We start from the raw sequence: 16520 nt of genomic DNA, 5'->3' as shown, positions 1-16520 counted from the left end.
CCTCGACGGTGCTCCGGCGCGGCGCGGTCCGCGGAGTGGACGCCTCGGTCCCGCCCGATCGGCCGCCGTGCAGCGACAGGGCAGGATGAGGGGGTGCAGCGCGACGACGACCCGACGGTCGGCGGCGTCCCGGACGCCGGGGACCGTCCGCGTCGCGTCGCGCCCGGCAGCGGGTCCGCCGGGGGGAGCGCCGGACGGGCGCCCCGACGGGGCGCCCGACGGGGCCTCGGACGGGGCGTCGGACGGGGTGTCGGACGGGGCCTCGGGCGCGCCGCGACGGGCACGGCCCGGTTCACCGCACGCACCGGCCGGTTCGCCGCGGCGAAGGCCCGCGCGTACACGCACGCCGGCGGCGCCGGCGAGTCGGGCCTCGCCCGCCTGACCGAGCTGCACGCGAGCCACACCGCGGGCGACACGGTCATGACCCTCGCCCTGGCCGGAACCCTGTTCTTCAACCCGCAGACCGCCCAGGCCCGCAGCCAGGTCGCGATGTTCCTCCTCGTGACGATGGTCCCGTTCGCGCTCGTCGCGCCGCTCGTCGGGCCGCTGCTCGACCGGTTCCGCCGGGGGCGCCGGTGGGCCGTCGGGACGACCACCGCGCTGCGGGCCTTCCTGTGCTGGGTGCTCGCCGACGCCGTGACGTCGGGCAGCGCCTGGCTCTTCCCGGCCGCGCTCGGCTGCCTCGTCGCCTCGCGCGCCTACACGATCACGCGAGCGGCGGCCGTGCCGCGCCTGCTCCCCGCGGGCACCACCCTGGTCCGCGCGAACTCACGGGTGTCGATGGCCGGTGTGGCGGGCGCCGTCGGGGGCGGTGCGCTCGGGGGGCTCGGCCTGCTCGCCGGGCCGGCGTGGGCCCTGCGCCTCGCGTTCGTCGTGTTCGTCGTGGGGACCGTGCAGGCCATCCGGCTGCCGGCCCGGGTCGACTCCGCCGAGGGCGAGCTCGACCCGGAGGACACCGTGCCGATCCGCACCGGCGGCCCCGCGGACCACTCACACGAGCTCGTCACCGTCGACGCCTCGGGTCCCCTCGGGCGCTTCCTCCGGCGCAAGCGCGCCATCCCGTGGCCGGTCATGCACGCGATGTGGACCACGGGCGGCACGAGGGTGCTCACCGGCTTCCTCATCATGTTCATGGCGTTCCTCACCAAGGAGCACCCGGTCGGCGACGTGCCCGGCCAGGTCGTCCTCGGTGTCCTCGCGGCGGGCATCGGCGTCGGCAACGCCGTGGGCAGCGCCCTCGGCGACCGGGTGCGCGACCAGCGTCCGGAGCGGGTCGCCATGCTGTCGGTGCTCGCGGCGACGGTGTGCTGCGTCGTCACCGCCGTCTGGTACGGCGTCTGGTCGCTGGCGCTGCTCGGGCTCGTCCAGGGCGTCTCGGCCCAGCTGGCCAAGCTGTGCTTCGACGCCCTCGTGCAGCGCGACGTGCCCGAGAACGTGCGGACCTCGGTGTTCGGCTGGTCCGAGACGATGCTGCAGATGCTGTGGGTGCTCGGCGGCGCCCTCGGCATCGTCCTTCCGCTCGAGCCGCACATCGGGTTCCCGGTCTGCGCGGCGGCGGTGGCCTGGACCGTGGTCGTCGCCGCGCGGCAGAAGCACGTCGCAGCCCGCCACCGGTCCGCGGCGCGCCCGTCACGTCCCGGCCGGGCCTGAGGTTCGGCGAGGTTCGCCCGTCGGGCTCTGCCCGCGGCCTGCGCCCGATGCGGCGCCCCGGCGTCGGGCGCCCACACGGGCAGGCAGAATGTCAACCATGTCCGCGCCCCGGCCGCTGCCGATCCCCGCGGGTCCGGGGGTCCTCGACGTCCTGCCGGACCTCGCGGCCGCACTCGAGGGCAGCTCCCCCGTCCTGCCCTACGCGGCGGGCGGACCCGAGCCGGTCGTCCCCCACCACGACCCCGCCACGCTGCCCGAGGGACTCGCCGTCGCCGTGGGCACCTCCGGCTCGACCGGTCGGCCCAAGCGCGCGCTCCTGACCGCCGACGCCCTCGACCGGTCCGCGTGGGCCACGCACCGGGTGCTCGGCGGCAGCGGCGCCTGGCTGCTCGCGATGCCGGCCCACCACGTCGCCGGCCTCCAGGTCCTGCTGCGCGCGCTCGCGGCGGGTACGACGCCGGCCGTGCTGGACCTGCGTGGCGGGTTCACCGTCGACGCGTTCACCGAGGCCGCCGCCCGGGTCGCCACGACGCCCGCCGCGACGCAGCGGTACACGGCCCTCGTGCCGACGCAGCTCGGTCGCCTCCTCGAGGACCCGGCCGGTGTCATCGCCCTGCGCCGCTTCGACGGCGTCCTCGTCGGCGGGGCCGCGACGCCTGCGGCGCTGCTCGAGCGCGCGCACTCGCTCGGCGTGGCCGTCAGCCTCACGTACGGCATGAGCGAGACCGCGGGCGGCTGCGTGTACGACGGCGTCCCGCTGCCGGTCAGCCGGGTCCACGTCGACAACGACCGCCACGTCGTCCTCGGGGGCGACACGCTGGCCCACGGCTACCTCGGCGAGCCGGACCTCACCGCCGACGCCTTCACGACCGACCCCGACGGCGTGCGCTGGTTCCGCACGGACGACCTCGGCCACTTCGACGACGACGGCCTCCTCGTCGTCGACGGCCGGGCCGACGACGTCATCAACACCGGTGGCCTCAAGGTCACCCCCGGCGTGGTCGAGGACGCCATGACGCGCCACCTCGACGACGTCGTGGACGTCGTCGTGCTCGGCGTCCCGGACGCCGCGTGGGGCGAGTCCGTCTGTGCCGCGGTCACGCTCGTCGACCCGGCCGGACGGCTCACGACGCACGACGTTCGCGAGCGGCTGCGCGGCATCCTGCCCGACGCGGCCCTTCCCCACCGCGTCGTCGTGCTGCCCTCGATCCCGCTGCGCGGCCCGGGCAAGCCGGACCGCGCCGCCCTCCGCGCCCTCCTGCGCGGCGACGGGCCGACGGCGACGACCACCCGCGCGTCGGCCGGCGCCCCGCTCGAGCCCTCCGTCGAGGCGAGGACGGACGCCCGCTGAGGCGGTGGCAAGATGGAGGGGTCCCCGCCCCTCTCGTCGTCCGGAGGCCGCCGTGCTGCGCGTCGCGCTGGTCGCTCTCGTGGTCTTCGCGACGATCTACGCCCTCGTCGACTGCCTCATGACCGACCGCCGCCTCATCCGCGTCATGCCCAAGCCGGTGTGGCTGCTCGCGGTGCTCGTGCCGGTCCTCGGGCCGCTCGTGTGGCTCGTCGCGGGGCGCACCGACGCGCGCGGCGGTCCGACGCGCGGTCCGCGGCGGCCGGGGCCACCGCGTCCCGGGCCCACGGGCCCCAAGGGACCGGACGACGACCCCGACTTCCTCCGCAAGCTGTAGAAGGACCGCCTCACCCCATGGCCACCCTGTCCCAGTGGATCGAGGGCGCCCGCCCCCGCACCCTGCCCGCCGCCGTCTCGCCGATCCTCGTCGGCACGGGAGCGGCCTACCAGACCGGCCACATCGTCTGGGCCTACGCCGTCCTCGCGCTCGTCGTCGCCCTCGCGCTGCAGGTCGGCGTCAACTACGCCAACGACTACTCCGACGGCGTCCGGGGCACCGACGCGGTGCGGGTCGGCCCGGTCCGGCTCGTCGGGCAACGGCTTGCCCAGCCGTCGTCGGTGCGGTTCGCGGCCTTCGCGTCCTTCGGCTTCGCGGCCGTCGTCGGGCTGGCCCTCGTCGGCCTGTCCGGCCTCTGGGTCATGATCCCGGTCGGCGCCGCCGCCGTCCTCGCGGCCTGGTACTACACCGGCGGTTCGCGTCCGTACGGGTACCTGGGTCTCGGCGAGGCGTTCGTCTTCGTCTTCTTCGGCCTCGTCGCCACGGTCGGCACGACGGCGACGATGACGCCGCCGACCGCCGCCTGCTGGTGGGGAGCCGTCGGCGTCGGGGCGCTCGCCTCGGCGATCCTCGTGGCCAACAACCTGCGTGACATCCCGACCGACCGGCTGCACGGCAAGCGGACGCTCGCGGTGCGGATGGGCGAGCGCGGCACGCGGGCCTTCTACGTCGCGCTCGTCGCGGTCGCGTTCGTCGTGGCGGGGCTCGTGTCGTTCACCTCGCCGTGGGCGCTGCTGGCGCTCCTCGCGGCCCCGCTCGCGGTCCGTCCGATGCAGGCCGTGCTCGGCGGCGCCGAGGGTCGGGGCCTCGTGCCCGCCCTCGCCGGCACCGGCCGGTTCCAGCTCGTCTGGTCCCTGCTGCTCGCCGTGGGCCTGGCCGTCGGGCGCTCCTGAGGGCCGGTCCGCGGGCGGTCAGCGGTCGCGGGCGTCGCGCTCGATCTCGGCGTCCTCGGCGGCCTCGTCGCTCGAGGGGTCCGGAGCAGGCGTCGTGGCCTCGCCCCTGGCCTGGGCCCGGGCCTCGTGCCGCTGGACGAGCCTGCCCGTGATCTCGTCGCGCATGCCGCGCAGCAGGACGTACGAGGCGGCCGCGGAGGCCACGACGGAGGCGCCGAGCAGGAGGATCGTGTTGTCCCTGATCCCGATGAGCCAGAAGAGGAAGAAGAACCCGAAGAAGATCAGGATGCGGAGCAGGCCGTACCGGACCACGTCAGACCACCCTCACATGCCCGAGTAGTTGTGCATGCCGACGAACGTCGACACGAGGTTGACCAGGGTGAAGTTGACGAGGACGCACACGTAGCCGGTCAGGGCGATGTACATGGAGCGGCGGTGGTCGACGCCGGCCGTCGCCCGGCTGTGCATGTACGCGGCGTAGACGACCCAGATGACGAAGGTCCACACCTCCTTGGGGTCCCACTGCCAGTAGGCGCCCCACGCCTGCTTGGCCCAGATGGCGCCGGCGATGAGCGTGAAGGTCCACAGGATGAACGCCACCATGTTGAGGCTGTACGCGGCCCGCTCGAGCGCCGCCGACGGGGGCAGCGACTCGATGACGCCCGGTGTGGACGGCGTCTCCTCGCGCCGGCGGCGCACGAGGTAGAGGGCCCCGATGGCCGCCGCGATGGTGAAGAACGCCACGGCGATGAACGCCACCGACACGTGGATGCCGAGCCAGTACGACTTCAGGGCCGGCATCAGCTCACCGGCCTCGCTGTAGAGGACCGTCAGCGAGAGCCCGAGGACGAGCAGGATGGGCGTGACGATGAAGACGCCGAGCCACTCCCACCGTCGGCGGCGGGCCAGCACCGAGAACACGACGCCGACGGCGGCCGCGGCAGCCGTGGCGAACTCGAACATGTTGCCCCAGGGCGGGCGGGAGACGGCCAGGCCCCGCAGCAGCACCGACGCCGCGAGCAGCGCCGACGCCAGGTAGGTCAGCATCAGGGCGATGCTGCCGCGCTGGCGGCTCTTGGCGCTCTCCTCGTAGCCGGCTCCCGCGGCGTACGGGGAGACCGGTCCACGCGACCGACCCTCACCGGCCGCGGCGCCGCCGGGTCCGCGCGATGCGCCGGCTCCCACGGCCACTGGCTCCGCCGGGGCGAGCGCCTCCTCACGGCCGCCCAGCCGCGGGTCGGCGACCTTCGGCGCGCGCGCCGCCAGGTGCCAGGCGAAGGCGAGCATGGCCAGCGTGTAGACGATCATCGACGCGTAGAGCGCGGCGTTCGCGTTGGCTGCGAGGTTCACGAGCGGTCGTTCCGTTCTGCCGGTCGGTCGTGCACGCCGGTGCTGATCGCGGAGACGATCGCGGCGAGCCCGGGGTCGGAGTCCTTGGAGAGGCCACCGATGGTCACCACGGTAACCGGTGCGGCGCCGGCCCCCACAGCGCCGTCACCCTGGCCGTCCGGTCCGCCCGGCCCGCCGGGGCCGGACGCGTCCGCGGCCGTGGCGGGACGGACCCGGACGAAGACGCGTCGACGCCGGACCGTCAGACCGAGGATGAGCCCGGCCGTGGCGAGCAGGGCGCTGACGAGGCTGATCGGGGCGCCCGGGTCGGTGCGGACCGACAGGCCGGCGAACCGCTTGACCGAGTCGAAGGTGATCGACCCGCGGCCGCCGGGCAGCTGCTTCGTCTCCCCCGGCTTGAGGCGGATCAGCTCCGGCGACCCGTCGGCCCTGGTCACCTGCGTCATCTCGTCCGTGTTGAGCGTGTAGACCGACTGCGGCCGGTTGCCGGGGAACAGGTCGCCCTCCCACACCGACAGGGCCAGCTCCGGGTTCTGGGCGTCGGGGAACAGCGAGACCGGGCCGTTCCGGAAGGTCGGCTCGGCCGTCGGCAGGAAGAACCCGGTGAACCCGAGCTGCTTCGGCGCGGCGGAGGGCACCTTGACGACGCCGACCGAGCGGTAGTTCGGGTCCTGCGGCAGGAACGGGGTCGCCTCCCGGTAGAGCACGGTGCCCTTGGCGTCGCGAACCGTGATGACCGGCGTGTAGCCGTTGCCGAGCAGGAAGATGTCCGCCCCGTCCACCGTGGCCGGGTGGTTGACGCTGATCGACTCGTGGGCCGCGGGAGCGCCTGGCTCGGGCGAGAGCGTCGCCTCGGCGGTGAAGTCGCGCGGCTTGCCGAAGTCCTTGCCGGGCGTCTCGTCGAACGCGACGTGCAGTCGCGTCAGCGACAGGACGAACGGCGGCAGCGACTCGTCGCTGACCCACGGCCCCGGCGACCACGTGTTGAAGGTGCCCGCCGACGCGGCGATCTTCTCGCCCTCGGGCAGGATGACGTCGCCGCGCCACCCGAACAGGTGCCCGACGGCCATGCCGACGATGATGCCGGTGAGGGCCAGGTGGAAGAGCAGGTTGCCGGTCTCGCGCAGGTAGCCGGACTCGGCACTGACCGAGGTGGCGTCGTGCGAGTGGAGCCGGAAGCGCTTGCGGCGCAACACCTCTCGGGCGGCCTCGAGAGCCTCCTCGGACGTCAGCGTCGTCGTCAGCTCGGCGCTCTCGTCGAGGCGGTGCAGCCGCGCGGGAGCCTTCGGCGGACGGGCACGCAGGGCCGCCACGTGCACCCTGGTGCGCGGCACGATGCACCCGACGAGCGAGACGAACAGCAGCAGGTAGATGGCCGAGAACCACGGCGAGGAGTAGACGTCGAAGAAGCCGAACCGGTCCAGCCACGGCGACGACGTCGGGTTCTGCGCCAGGTAGTCGGCGACGCGTCCCGCGTCGATGTTGCGCTGGGGGAAGATCGAGCCGGGCACCGCGGCGATGGCCAGCAGCAGGAGCAGGAAGAGGGCGGTGCGCATGCTGGTCAGCTGGCGCCATCCCCACCGGAGCATCCCGACCGGGCCCAGCTCGGGCAGCGCCGGCTCGCCGTCGCGCCGCTGCTGCCGCTCGCGCGCCCTCTCGGCCCGTTTGTCGGCGCGTCGGTCGGCAGGGGTCTCCGGTCGCGTCGGCGTCGTCGGGGTGCCGGTCGTCATCAGAGGGCCACCTGGAACGTCGAGACGAAGCGGGTCTGGACCCAGACGATGACGTCCGCCCAGAGCCCCGACACCATGAGCACGCCGACGGCGAGAAGCAGGCCACCGCCGACGACCTGGATGGCCCGGCGGTGTCGGCGCAGCCACCCGTTCGCCCGGCCGGCCCGCTCCCACAGGGCCGCCATGAGCACGAACGGGACGCCGAGCCCGACGCAGTAGAAGACGGCGAGGAGCAGCCCGCGACCCACGGTGCCCGACTCCGCCGAGAGCGGCACGGCCATCGCGAGGATCGCCCCGAGGGTCGGCCCCATGCACGGCGCCCAGCCGAGACCGAACACCGCACCGAGCAACGGCGCCCCGGCCAGGCCCGCGCGCGGCCGCCAGCTCAGCTGCGCCGAGAACCGGTTGCCCAGGCCGAGGAACATGAGGGCGGCGACGACGACGAGCACCCCGCCGACCCGCAGCAGGGCGTCCTGGTGCTCGCGCAGCGCCACGCCGAGCCCCGACAGCGTCGCGGCCCCCAGCAGGAACACCGCCGAGAAGCCGAGGACGAACAGCAGCGCCCCGAGCACGAGGCGGCCGCGGGAGCGCTTCTCGAGCGACACCTCAGACAGCCCCGTGACGTAGCCGAGGAACCCCGGCACGAGCGGCAGCACGCACGGGGAGGCGAACGACACGAAGCCCGCGGCGACGGCGACGACCGCTGCGACGAGCAGCGAGCCGGTGGTCACGTCGGGGGTCACGCGAGAGCCTCAGCCCTGCTCGGCGAGGACGTCGTCGACGAGGCCGAGCAGAGTCGCGGTGGTGACCGGGCCGGACACGCGCGCGGCGATGCGGCCCTCGCCGTCGAGCACGAGTGTGGTCGGCGTGGCAGACGCCTTGCCCTGCAGCGCGAGCAGCGGCACCCCGCCGTCATAGGCGAGCGACGGGTAGGTGACGCCCTTGGCCTTCTGGAACGCCAACCCGGTCTCGGGTCCCTCGAGCTTGTCCATGCCGATGAAGACGACGTCCTTGCGGTCGGCCTGGACCCGCTCCCACGCCTTCTGCAGCGCCGGGGTCTCCTCGATGCACGGCGGGCACCACGAGCCCCACACGTTGACGACGACGACGGCGCCGTCCTTGTCCTTGAGCGACCAGGGCTGGCCCTCGAGCGTCGTGCCGAGCAGCTCCACCGGCTCGCCGCGCTGGCCCGGGGTCAGCTGCTCGATCGAGCCGTCGCCGGCGACGTAGCCCTTGCGGTCGCCCGATCGGGCCTGGCCCTCCACGGAGTTCGGGTCGGAGGTGCACGCGGCGGTGACCAGCGCCAGGCCGCCTGCCACGGCGGCGGCGCCCCACCGCAGCGCGGTGCGTCGGTCGAGCTCGGTCATCAGGCGCCCACGCCCCGGCTCGCGCCCGCGAGCAGCGCGCACGCCGGCTCGGTGTACGTGATGGAGGCCAGCTCGTCACCGACGTAGCTCAGCGACGTCAGCGACGCCAGCGTGCACACGCGCTTGCGCGGGTCGTGCCAGAGGCGCCTGCCCTCGAGCCTGTTGCGCACCGTCCACACCGGCAGCTGGTGCGACACGACGACGGCCTCGTGGCCCCGCGCGGCGTCGCGGGCGGCGTCGACGGCCTCGAGCATCCGGGCCGCGATGGCCTCGTAGGCCTCGCCCCACGACGGCTTCGTCGGGTTGCCCAGGACCCGCCAGTTGCGGGGATGCAGGAGCTCCTTGCGCGCGGTGGTGCGGCCCTCGAAGTGGTTGGCCGACTCGATGAGACGAGGGTCGGTGGCGACGGGCAGCCCGTGGCTGCTCGCGATCGGCGCCGCCGTCTCCTGTGCCCGCTCGAGCGGGGACGCGACGACGTACGTGACGTCGTGGGTCGCCAGGTGAGCGGCGACGACGTCGGCCATCTCGCGGCCGAGGTCGCTGAGGTGGTAGCCGTCGAGCCGCCCGTAGAGGACGCCCGCGGGGTTGTGGACCTCGCCGTGGCGCATGAGGTGCACGACGGTCGTGGCGGCGGTGGTCTCGGCGGTGGTCTCGGCGGACCCCTCCCTGCCTCCGGCCGTGCTGCGCGTCATGGGCCCCAGTGTCTCAAACGGTCGGCGAACGACCGAATCCGCGGTCCGGGCACGGGCGGGTGGGTCCGCACGACGGACCTCGATCGGCAACGGCTGGGCCCCCGCGCGCCGCCTCACGCCGCGCGAGACAGGACGCCGAACCCCGGGCCGCGTCTTCGGCGGCCTGTTCGTGGTGGCCGGCGTCCTCCTCGCGACCGTCCACCGAGGCGCGGCAGCGCGCGCGTCGAGGGGGCGGCTCCTCGCCTCGGTGGGCTCAGATGCGCTCAGACGAGCTCGGGCACGTCGAGGTGGGCGATGGCCAGCTCGAACTCGGCCACCTCGGTGATCCGCATCCCGGTCTCCTGCGACAGGTCGGCGCGCAGCCTCATCGCGATGTCGCGGGAGTTCGTCATCGCCTCGGTCGAGTCGTAGGACGCGGTGATGCAGCACCGCCCGGACATCCGGTCGACGAGCAGGCTGGCGCTGCAGAACCCCTCGATCTGCTCCACCTTGGGCATGATCGTCATCTTGAACATGTCGACGGCCCGGTCGATGGTGGCCGGGTCGCCCTCGACCCACGTGACGCGGGCGCAGGCCCCCTCGGCGGAACGGTGGTCGCGGTGCAGGTAGGCCACCTCCCACTCGTCGACGGTCGCGTCACCGCCGAACATGCCCGCGGCACGCTCCCGCAGGGGCATGACGGCGTCCGCGCTCGAGCGCATCGCGTCCTCGTCCCGCCACGCGGTCGTGACGATGCAGCGGCCGCTGTCGCGGTCGGCGATGAGGGACAGACCGACGTACCCGTCCATGTCCCTGACCCGCGGCATCACCTCGTCCTGGACGTAGGAGATCCCGGACTCGACCATGCCCGGCTGACCCATGACCGTCGTGGAACGTGCGTACACGGCCCACCCTCCTTGCCTCGAGGCGGCGCCCCGACGGCGCTGCCGTCGCCCTCCAGCGTCCTCCCTGCCCCGCCCCCCGACAAGAGTCTCGAGGGGTCGGCGGCATCGGCCGGCGCCCCTCCAGCCCGGCCGGTCCGGCCGGTCAGGTCAGTCCGGCGTCGCGGCGGCGCGGGCGGCGGCGGGCAGGGCGGCCAGGACGTGGCCGACGGCCTCGTCGTCGTGGGCCGCGGAGACGAACCACGCCTCGAAGGCGCTCGGCGGCAGGTGCACGCCCTGGGCCAGCATCGCGTGGAAGAAACGGCGGAAGGCGTCGGTGTCCTGGGCCTTCGCGTCGTCGTAGGTGCGCACGGCGCCGTCGCGGAAGAACACCGAGAACATCGACCCGGCCCACTGGACCCGGTGCGGGACCGACGCGGCCGAGAGCTCCTGCGTCACGGCGTCGGCGATGGTGTGGGCCACGACGTCGAGGCGGTCGTAGACCTCAGGGGTGCAGCCACGGAGCGTCGCGAGCCCGGCGGCGGACGCGACGGGGTTGCCGGACAGCGTGCCGGCCTGGTACACGGGACCCTGTGGGGCGAGGAGCGCCATGACGTCGGCCCGCCCGCCGAAAGCCGCGGTGGGGAACCCGCCGCCCATGACCTTGCCGAAGGTGTAGAGGTCGGCCGGCCCGGACGGGTGGTCCTCGCAGCCGAAGTAGCCGGTGGCGGAGGCGCGGAAGCCGGTCATGACCTCGTCGGACACGAGGAGCGCGCCGTGCTGCCTCGTGACCCGGCGCAGCGCCTCGGTGAACCCCGGGGCGGGCGGCACCACGCCCATGTTGCCCGGCGCGGCCTCGGTGATGACCGCCGCGATCTGCTCCCCGCGCTCGGCGAAGGCGGCCTCGAGCGCGGCGACGTCGTTGTACGGCAGGACGATCGTCTCTCCGGCGCTCGAGCGCGGCACACCGGCCGAGTCGGGGAGCGCGAACGTCGCGACGCCCGAACCGGCCGAGGCGAGCAGCGCGTCGACGTGACCGTGGTAGCAGCCGGCGAACTTGACGACGACGTCGCGGCCGGTGAACCCCCGGGCCAGGCGGATCGCCGACATCGTGGCCTCGGTGCCGGAGTTGACGAGGCGGACCTGGTCGACGGGGTCCATCCGCGCGACGATCTCCTCGGCGAGGAGGACCTCGTTCTCGGACGGCGTGCCGAACGAGAAGCCCTGCGCCGCAGCCTGGTTCACGGCACGCAGGACCTCGGGGTGCGCGTGCCCGAGGATCATCGGGCCCCACGAGCAGATGAGGTCGACGTACCGCTTGCCGTCGGCGTCGGTGAGCCACGCACCCCGGCCGCTCGCCATGAAGCGGGGCGTGCCGCCGACGGCGCGGAAGGCGCGCACCGGCGAGTTGACGCCGCCGGGGATGACGCGTCCGGCCCGCTCGAGGAGGGCCGCCGAGGCAGGGGCGTCGGTCGTGTCGGGCGCGGTCGTGGGCTGCGAGCTCATGCCGCCATTGTGGCAACCGCCCCGCGCCCGCGATCCGGCAGGCGGTCCCGCCGACCTCAGCGGCCGCTCGCGGCCTCGGGGTCGAGGTGGTCGCGCACGATCTGCATCGCGTCGCCGATCGCCCGGAACTGGTCGCGCGTCATGATGTCGACGAGGTTGTCGCGCACGCTCTGCACGTGGACCTTGGCGATGTCGTGGACGGCGGCGAGACCACCGGCGGTCAGCACGAGCTCGACGCCCCGCTTGTCGGCCAGGCACGACTCACGCGTGACCCAGCCGCGCTCCTCGAGCCGCTTGGCCGTGTGGGTCAGCCGGCTGCGCGACTGGACGACCATCGAGGCGAGCTCGGACATCCGCAGCCGGTGCTGGGGGCTCTCGGACAGCATCGAGATGATCTCGTACTCGCTCAGCTGGATGCCGGCGTCACCGAGCGCGTCGTCGAGCGCGCGCTCGAGCAGCCGCGTGCCGCGCAGGATCGCCCGCCACGACCGCTGCTCCCCGTCGTCGAGCCACCTCACGCCGTCGTCCCCTGAACCGGCCATGTGCACCTCCTGCGCCCCCTGATCGTAAGGCGTCAGGCGAGCCAGTCGGCGGCGTCGAGGGCGAAATACGTCAGCACGACCTGCGCGCCGGCGCGTCGGATCGACGTGAGTGACTCGAGGGCGGCCGCCTGCAGGTCGATCCAGCCGTTGGCGGCGGCCGCGTGGATCATCGAGTACTCGCCCGAGACCTGGTAGGCCGCCACCGGCACCGACGAGCGCTCGGCGGCCGCGGCGACGACGTCGAGGTAGCTCATCGCCGGCTTGACCATGACGAGGTCGGCGCCCTCGGCGATGTCGAGGTCGATCTCACGCAGCGACTCGACGAGGTTGGCCGGGTCCTGCTGGTACGTGCGCCGGTCGCCCTGGAGGCTCGACTGAACGGCCTCGCGGAACGGGCCGAAGAACGCCGAGGAGTACTTGGCCGCGTACGCGAGCACGACCGTGTCGGTGAGGCCCTCGTCGTCGAGGCGCCGGCGGATGACGCCCACCTGGCCGTCCATCATCCCGCTCGGCGCCACGACGTGGGCCCCGGCGCGGGCCTGCTGCACGGCCATCTCGGCGTAGATGATGTTCGTCGCGTCGTTGTCGACGCGGCCGCGGTCGTCGAGGACGCCGCAGTGGCCGTGGTCGGTGAACTCGTCGATGCACGTGTCGGCCATGATGACGAGGTCGTCGCCGACGGCGTCGCGGACGCAGCGCAGCGCGACGTTGAGGATGCCGTCGGGGTCGACGGCGCCGCTGCCGACGGCGTCCTTGTCCTGCGGGACGCCGAAGAGCATCAGCCCGCCGATGCCGGCCGCGACGGAGCGGCGCGCGACCTCGACGAGGCTGCCGAGCGTGTGGTGCACGACGCCGGGCATGCTGGCGACCGGACGCACCTCGTCGCGGCCCTCCGCGACGAACACCGGCAGGACGAGGTCGCGCGGGTGCAGCCGGGTCTCGGCGACGAGGCTGCGCAGGGCCGGGTTCTGGCGCAGCCGCCGGGGACGCTCGATCACGGCGGCCCTCAACGGGCGCGCCGGCGCGAGGCCGGACGCTTGTCGCTCGGGCGCTGGACCGGCTGGCCGGCCTCGCGGGCCGCGACCTGCAGCCCGACGCCGTGGCCGGCGAGGGCGTCGACGAGGGCCAGGGCCGACGCCTCCTGCGCCAGGACGTCGACGCGCAGGCCGTGCTCCTGCGCGGTCTTGGCCGTGGCCGGGCCGATGCACGCGACGACCGTTGCGGCGTGGGGCTTTCCGGCGATGCCGACGAGGTTGCGCACCGTGGAGCTCGACGTGAAGAGGACGGCGTCGTAGTCCCCGCCCTTGATGGCGTCGCGGATCGACGCGGCCGGCGGGGCCGCACGGACGGTCCGGTAGGCGGTGACGTCGTCGACCTCCCAGCCCATGTCACGCAGGCCGGCGACGAGCGTCTCGGTGGCGATGTCGGCGCGGGGCAGCAGGACCCGGTTGATCGGGTCGAGGACCTCGTCGAACTCCGGCCACACCTCGAGCAGCCCCGCGGCCGACTGCTCGCCCTCGGGCACGAGGTCGGGGTTGATGCCCCACTCGCGCAGCGCCGCGGCCGTGACGCCGCCCACGGCAGCGACCTTGAGCCCGGCGAAGGCCCGCGCGTCGAGTCCGAACTCCTCGAACCGCTCGCGGACCGCGCGCACCGCGTTGACCGACGTGAAGCCGATCCACTCGTAGCGGCCGGTGACCAGGCCCTTGACGGCCTTCTCCATCTGCTGCGGCGTGCGCGGGGGCTCGACCGAGATCGTCGGGACGACGTCGGCCGTCGCGCCGTAGGCAGCGAGCCGGTCGACCATCGGGCCGGCCTGGGCCTGGGTGCGCGGCACGAGGACCTTCCAGCCGAACAGCGGCTTGGTCTCGAACCACGAGAACTCGTCGCGCAGGTCCACGTTGGGCGAGACGACCGCGAGGGAGACCTCGAGCGGCTCCTTGCCGGTGAAGAGGCGGTCGACGGCCTCGAGCGAGGACGTGACCGAGGTCTGGCGGACCGTCGTCGCGTTCGTCGTCAGGGCGACGAGCGACTCGCCGGGGCGGCCCGCGGCGAGCAGCCCGGCCAGCGCCTTGCGAATGGTCTCGGAACCGCCGAGCAGGACGACGGTGTCGGCGTCGGCCGTGTACGGCGTGAGGTCGAGGGCGGCGTGCTCCGTGGCGAGCACGTGCACGGCTCCGGTGGCCTTGGACGTCAGCGGCACGCCGGCGTACGTCGGCGCGGCGGTCACGGCGGAGACACCCGGCACGACGTCGAAGGTGAGCCCCGCCTTGCGGCACGCGCGCACCTCCTCCGCGAGGCCGTTGAACGTCGCGGGGTCGCCGTCCATGAGGCGCACGACGAGGCCCGACGGGCCCACGGCCTTGGCCGCCTTGACGACGAGCTTGGCCCGGACCGCGTGGGTCAGCTCCTGGCCCTGCTCGCCGTGGCCGGCGTCGATGATCTCGACCCCCGGGCGGGCGTGGGCGAGGACGGCGTCCTCACGGGCGACGCGGTCGATGACGACGACGTCCGCGGCGGCGAGCAGGTCGCGGGCGCGGAGGGTCAGCAGGCCCGGGTCACCCGGCCCGGACCCGACGAAGGCGACGCGTGCCGGCGAGGTCGGCAGCGTGGTGGTCGACGCCGTCTGCTCCGACGGCTGGCGAGACTGGGTCACGAAACTTGCTCCGGTCGGTGGGTGGCGTGCGGGGTGTGCTGCGGTGGTGCGGTGCTGGTGACGACGTCCAGGGGCCCGACGGCCGAGGCGTCGTTCGGGGCGTCGTTGGGGGCGCTGGTCGGGGCGTCGTTGGGGGCGCTGACGGGGGTCCCGGTCAGCTCGGCGGCGCCGTCCTCGAGGAGGATGCCCGCGAGCCGTCGGCCGAGGTCCTCGGGCTCGTCGTACCCACCGACGAGGGACCGGCGCAGCTCGCTCGCGCCGTCCTCCGTGCCGACGAACGAGCGCAGCGACAGCACGGGGCCGTCGTCGTCCTCGACGACCTCGGCGAGCGCGCCGACGGGGGCGGTGCAGCCGGCCTCGAGCGTCCGCAGCAGCGAGCGCTCGGCGAGGACGCAGGCGCGCGTGTCGGGGTCGTCGAGCGCCGTGACCGCAGCGAGCACGTCGTGGCGGTCGGAGCGGCACTCGACGGCGAGGGCCCCCTGGCCGGGCGCCGGGAGCACCTGGATCGGGTCGAGCACCTCGGTGACCTCGCCGAGCCGGCCGAGACGGGCCAGGCCGGCCCGCGCGAGGACGACCGCGTCGAGCGTGCCGGACGTGACGAGGGCGATGCGGGTGTCGACGTTGCCCCGGATCGGGCGGATCTCGACGCCCAGCCCGAGCGCGGCCAGCTGGGCGGTGCGACGCGGCGAGCCGGTGCCGACGACCGACCCGGGCGGCAGCTCGCCGAGCGTGAGCCCGTCCCGCGCGACGAGCACGTCGCGGCTGTCCTCGCGCTCGGGGACCGCGGCCACGACCAGGCCCGGCTCGGGCGTCGTCGGCAGGTCCTTGAGCGAGTGGACGGCGACGTCGATGCGTCCCTCGAGCAGCGCCCGGCGGATCGCGGCGGCGAAGACGCCGGTGCCGCCGATCGCGGTGAGCAGCGCGCCGGAGGTGTCGCCCTCGGTCGTGATCTCGACGAGCTCGACGTCGTGGCCGAGCGCCCGGAGCCGGTCTGCGACCCAGGAGGACTGCGTCGTGGCGAGGGCGGAGCGGCGGGTGCCGAGGCGCAGGGTCGTCATGCGGCACCTCCCCGCTTCGGCGGTGCCGAGACGTTGGCGACGTCCTCGGGCTGGAGGTCGAACAGCTCTCGCAGTGCGGCCGCGTAGTCGTCGCCGCTGCCCTCCATGGCGAACTCCTTGACGCGTCGGGTGGGCGTGTGGAGCAGCTTCTCGACGATGCGGTGCACCGCGAGGGCGATCTCGGCGCGGGTCCCCTCGTCGAGACCGGGCAGGCGCTGGTCGAGGCGCTCCATCTCCCCGGCCACGAGCTCGGCGGCCCGCGAGCGCAGCGCCGCGACGGTCGGCGCCACCGACTTCTCGACGCGTCGGGTCAGGTAGTCGGCGACCTCACCGGTGACCAGCTCGCGGACGCGGACGACCTGCGTGGTGTCGGCGCGGCCCTCGAGGAGGCGGCCGAGGTGCTGTAGGTCGAGCAGCGTCACGGACGGCACCGGGCTCGACCACGTCTCGGCCGGCTCGACGTCTCGGGGCAGGGCGAGGTCGACGACGACCTGCTGTCTCTTATACACATCTGACGCTGCCGACGACGGA

17 protein-coding genes are annotated in these 16520 nt (G+C 74.2%); 4 read left to right on the top strand and 13 right to left on the bottom strand.

Features of this window, described 5'->3' with window-relative positions; all coding sequences use genetic code 11:
- Positions 1–93: 93 nt before the first annotated feature.
- From ACPYOM_RS06765 to ACPYOM_RS06750, 4 genes are all read left to right on the top strand, one after another.
- On the top strand, positions 94–1650 hold the full coding sequence (locus ACPYOM_RS06765) for an MFS transporter (RefSeq protein WP_481345385.1): 1557 nt from the start codon (positions 94–96) through the stop codon (positions 1648–1650).
- A gap of 97 nt (positions 1651–1747) precedes the next feature.
- Positions 1748–3001 (top strand): o-succinylbenzoate--CoA ligase, encoded by a 1254-nt coding sequence (gene menE, locus ACPYOM_RS06760; protein ID WP_481345384.1) that lies wholly within the window; start codon positions 1748–1750, stop codon positions 2999–3001.
- A 52-nt stretch (positions 3002–3053) separates the two neighbouring features.
- Positions 3054–3335, top strand: a complete 282-nt coding sequence (locus ACPYOM_RS06755; protein ID WP_481340815.1) for a PLDc N-terminal domain-containing protein — start codon at positions 3054–3056, stop codon at positions 3333–3335.
- A 17-nt stretch (positions 3336–3352) separates the two neighbouring features.
- Positions 3353–4228: a 1,4-dihydroxy-2-naphthoate polyprenyltransferase gene (locus ACPYOM_RS06750; protein WP_481340816.1), complete on the top strand. Its 876-nt coding sequence runs from the start codon at positions 3353–3355 to the stop codon at positions 4226–4228.
- 18 nt (positions 4229–4246) lie between these two features.
- Here the strand turns inward: ACPYOM_RS06750 and ACPYOM_RS06745 are convergent, their stop codons facing one another.
- The 13 genes from ACPYOM_RS06745 to ACPYOM_RS06685 all read right to left on the bottom strand — a co-directional run.
- The gene (locus ACPYOM_RS06745; protein WP_481340817.1) at positions 4247–4540 is read right to left on the bottom strand and encodes a DUF4229 domain-containing protein; all 294 of its coding nucleotides are present in this window, start codon (positions 4538–4540) and stop codon (positions 4247–4249) included.
- A 12-nt stretch (positions 4541–4552) separates the two neighbouring features.
- On the bottom strand, positions 4553–5578 hold the full coding sequence (gene ccsB / locus ACPYOM_RS06740) for a c-type cytochrome biogenesis protein CcsB (protein ID WP_481345383.1): 1026 nt from the start codon (positions 5576–5578) through the stop codon (positions 4553–4555).
- Entirely contained in the window at positions 5575–7308 is a 1734-nt protein-coding gene (gene resB, locus ACPYOM_RS06735; RefSeq protein WP_481345382.1) for a cytochrome c biogenesis protein ResB, read from the bottom strand. Before resB ends, ccsB begins: the two co-directional genes overlap by 4 nt.
- The gene (locus tag ACPYOM_RS06730) at positions 7308–8051 is read right to left on the bottom strand and encodes a cytochrome c biogenesis CcdA family protein (RefSeq protein WP_481340820.1); all 744 of its coding nucleotides are present in this window, start codon (positions 8049–8051) and stop codon (positions 7308–7310) included. Before ACPYOM_RS06730 ends, resB begins: the two co-directional genes overlap by 1 nt.
- 9 nt (positions 8052–8060) lie before the next feature.
- Positions 8061–8675, bottom strand: a complete 615-nt coding sequence (locus ACPYOM_RS06725; RefSeq protein WP_481345381.1) for a TlpA family protein disulfide reductase — start codon at positions 8673–8675, stop codon at positions 8061–8063.
- On the bottom strand, positions 8675–9367 hold the full coding sequence (locus tag ACPYOM_RS06720) for a histidine phosphatase family protein (RefSeq protein ID WP_481345380.1): 693 nt from the start codon (positions 9365–9367) through the stop codon (positions 8675–8677). Before ACPYOM_RS06720 ends, ACPYOM_RS06725 begins: the two co-directional genes overlap by 1 nt.
- A 263-nt stretch (positions 9368–9630) precedes the next feature.
- Positions 9631–10251, bottom strand: coding sequence for a hypothetical protein (locus tag ACPYOM_RS06715; protein WP_481345379.1), 621 nt, complete (start codon positions 10249–10251; stop codon positions 9631–9633).
- 147 nt (positions 10252–10398) lie between these two features.
- The gene (gene hemL, locus ACPYOM_RS06710; RefSeq protein ID WP_481345378.1) at positions 10399–11733 is read right to left on the bottom strand and encodes a glutamate-1-semialdehyde 2,1-aminomutase; all 1335 of its coding nucleotides are present in this window, start codon (positions 11731–11733) and stop codon (positions 10399–10401) included.
- Between the two features lie 56 nt (positions 11734–11789).
- On the bottom strand, positions 11790–12275 hold the full coding sequence (locus ACPYOM_RS06705) for a MarR family winged helix-turn-helix transcriptional regulator (RefSeq protein ID WP_481345377.1): 486 nt from the start codon (positions 12273–12275) through the stop codon (positions 11790–11792).
- A 32-nt stretch (positions 12276–12307) separates the two neighbouring features.
- On the bottom strand, positions 12308–13273 hold the full coding sequence (gene hemB, locus ACPYOM_RS06700; RefSeq protein WP_481342768.1) for a porphobilinogen synthase: 966 nt from the start codon (positions 13271–13273) through the stop codon (positions 12308–12310).
- A gap of 8 nt (positions 13274–13281) precedes the next feature.
- On the bottom strand, positions 13282–14931 hold the full coding sequence (locus ACPYOM_RS06695) for a bifunctional uroporphyrinogen-III C-methyltransferase/uroporphyrinogen-III synthase (protein WP_481345376.1): 1650 nt from the start codon (positions 14929–14931) through the stop codon (positions 13282–13284).
- Entirely contained in the window at positions 14928–15989 is a 1062-nt protein-coding gene (gene hemC / locus ACPYOM_RS06690) for a hydroxymethylbilane synthase (RefSeq protein ID WP_481345375.1), read from the bottom strand. The genes ACPYOM_RS06695 and hemC overlap by 4 nt, the downstream gene beginning before the upstream one ends.
- The coding region (locus ACPYOM_RS06685; protein WP_481345374.1) for a glutamyl-tRNA reductase at positions 15986–16520 on the bottom strand (535 nt) is incomplete at its 5' end. The genes hemC and ACPYOM_RS06685, both read right to left, overlap by 4 nt.

Source organism: Monashia sp. HAY1-2A (assembly GCF_056755315.1).
The sequence above is the reverse complement of the archived record's forward strand: the minus strand, read 5'-3'. Positions and strand labels throughout refer to the sequence as shown.

Bases quoted from the DNA above. Each gene is read 5' to 3' on its own strand.
- menE (WP_481345384.1), top strand. From the start codon at position 1,748: ATGTCCGCGCCCCGGCCGCTGCCGATCCCCGCGGGTCCGGGGGTCCTC.
- ACPYOM_RS06750 (WP_481340816.1), top strand. From the start codon at position 3,353: ATGGCCACCCTGTCCCAGTGGATCGAGGGCGCCCGCCCCCGCACCCTG.
- resB (WP_481345382.1), bottom strand. From the start codon at position 7,308: ATGACGACCGGCACCCCGACGACGCCGACGCGACCGGAGACCCCTGCC.
- ACPYOM_RS06725 (WP_481345381.1), bottom strand. From the start codon at position 8,675: ATGACCGAGCTCGACCGACGCACCGCGCTGCGGTGGGGCGCCGCCGCC.
- ACPYOM_RS06720 (WP_481345380.1), bottom strand. From the start codon at position 9,367: ATGACGCGCAGCACGGCCGGAGGCAGGGAGGGGTCCGCCGAGACCACC.
- hemL (WP_481345378.1), bottom strand. From the start codon at position 11,733: ATGAGCTCGCAGCCCACGACCGCGCCCGACACGACCGACGCCCCTGCC.
- ACPYOM_RS06705 (WP_481345377.1), bottom strand. From the start codon at position 12,275: ATGGCCGGTTCAGGGGACGACGGCGTGAGGTGGCTCGACGACGGGGAG.
- hemC (WP_481345375.1), bottom strand. From the start codon at position 15,989: ATGACGACCCTGCGCCTCGGCACCCGCCGCTCCGCCCTCGCCACGACG.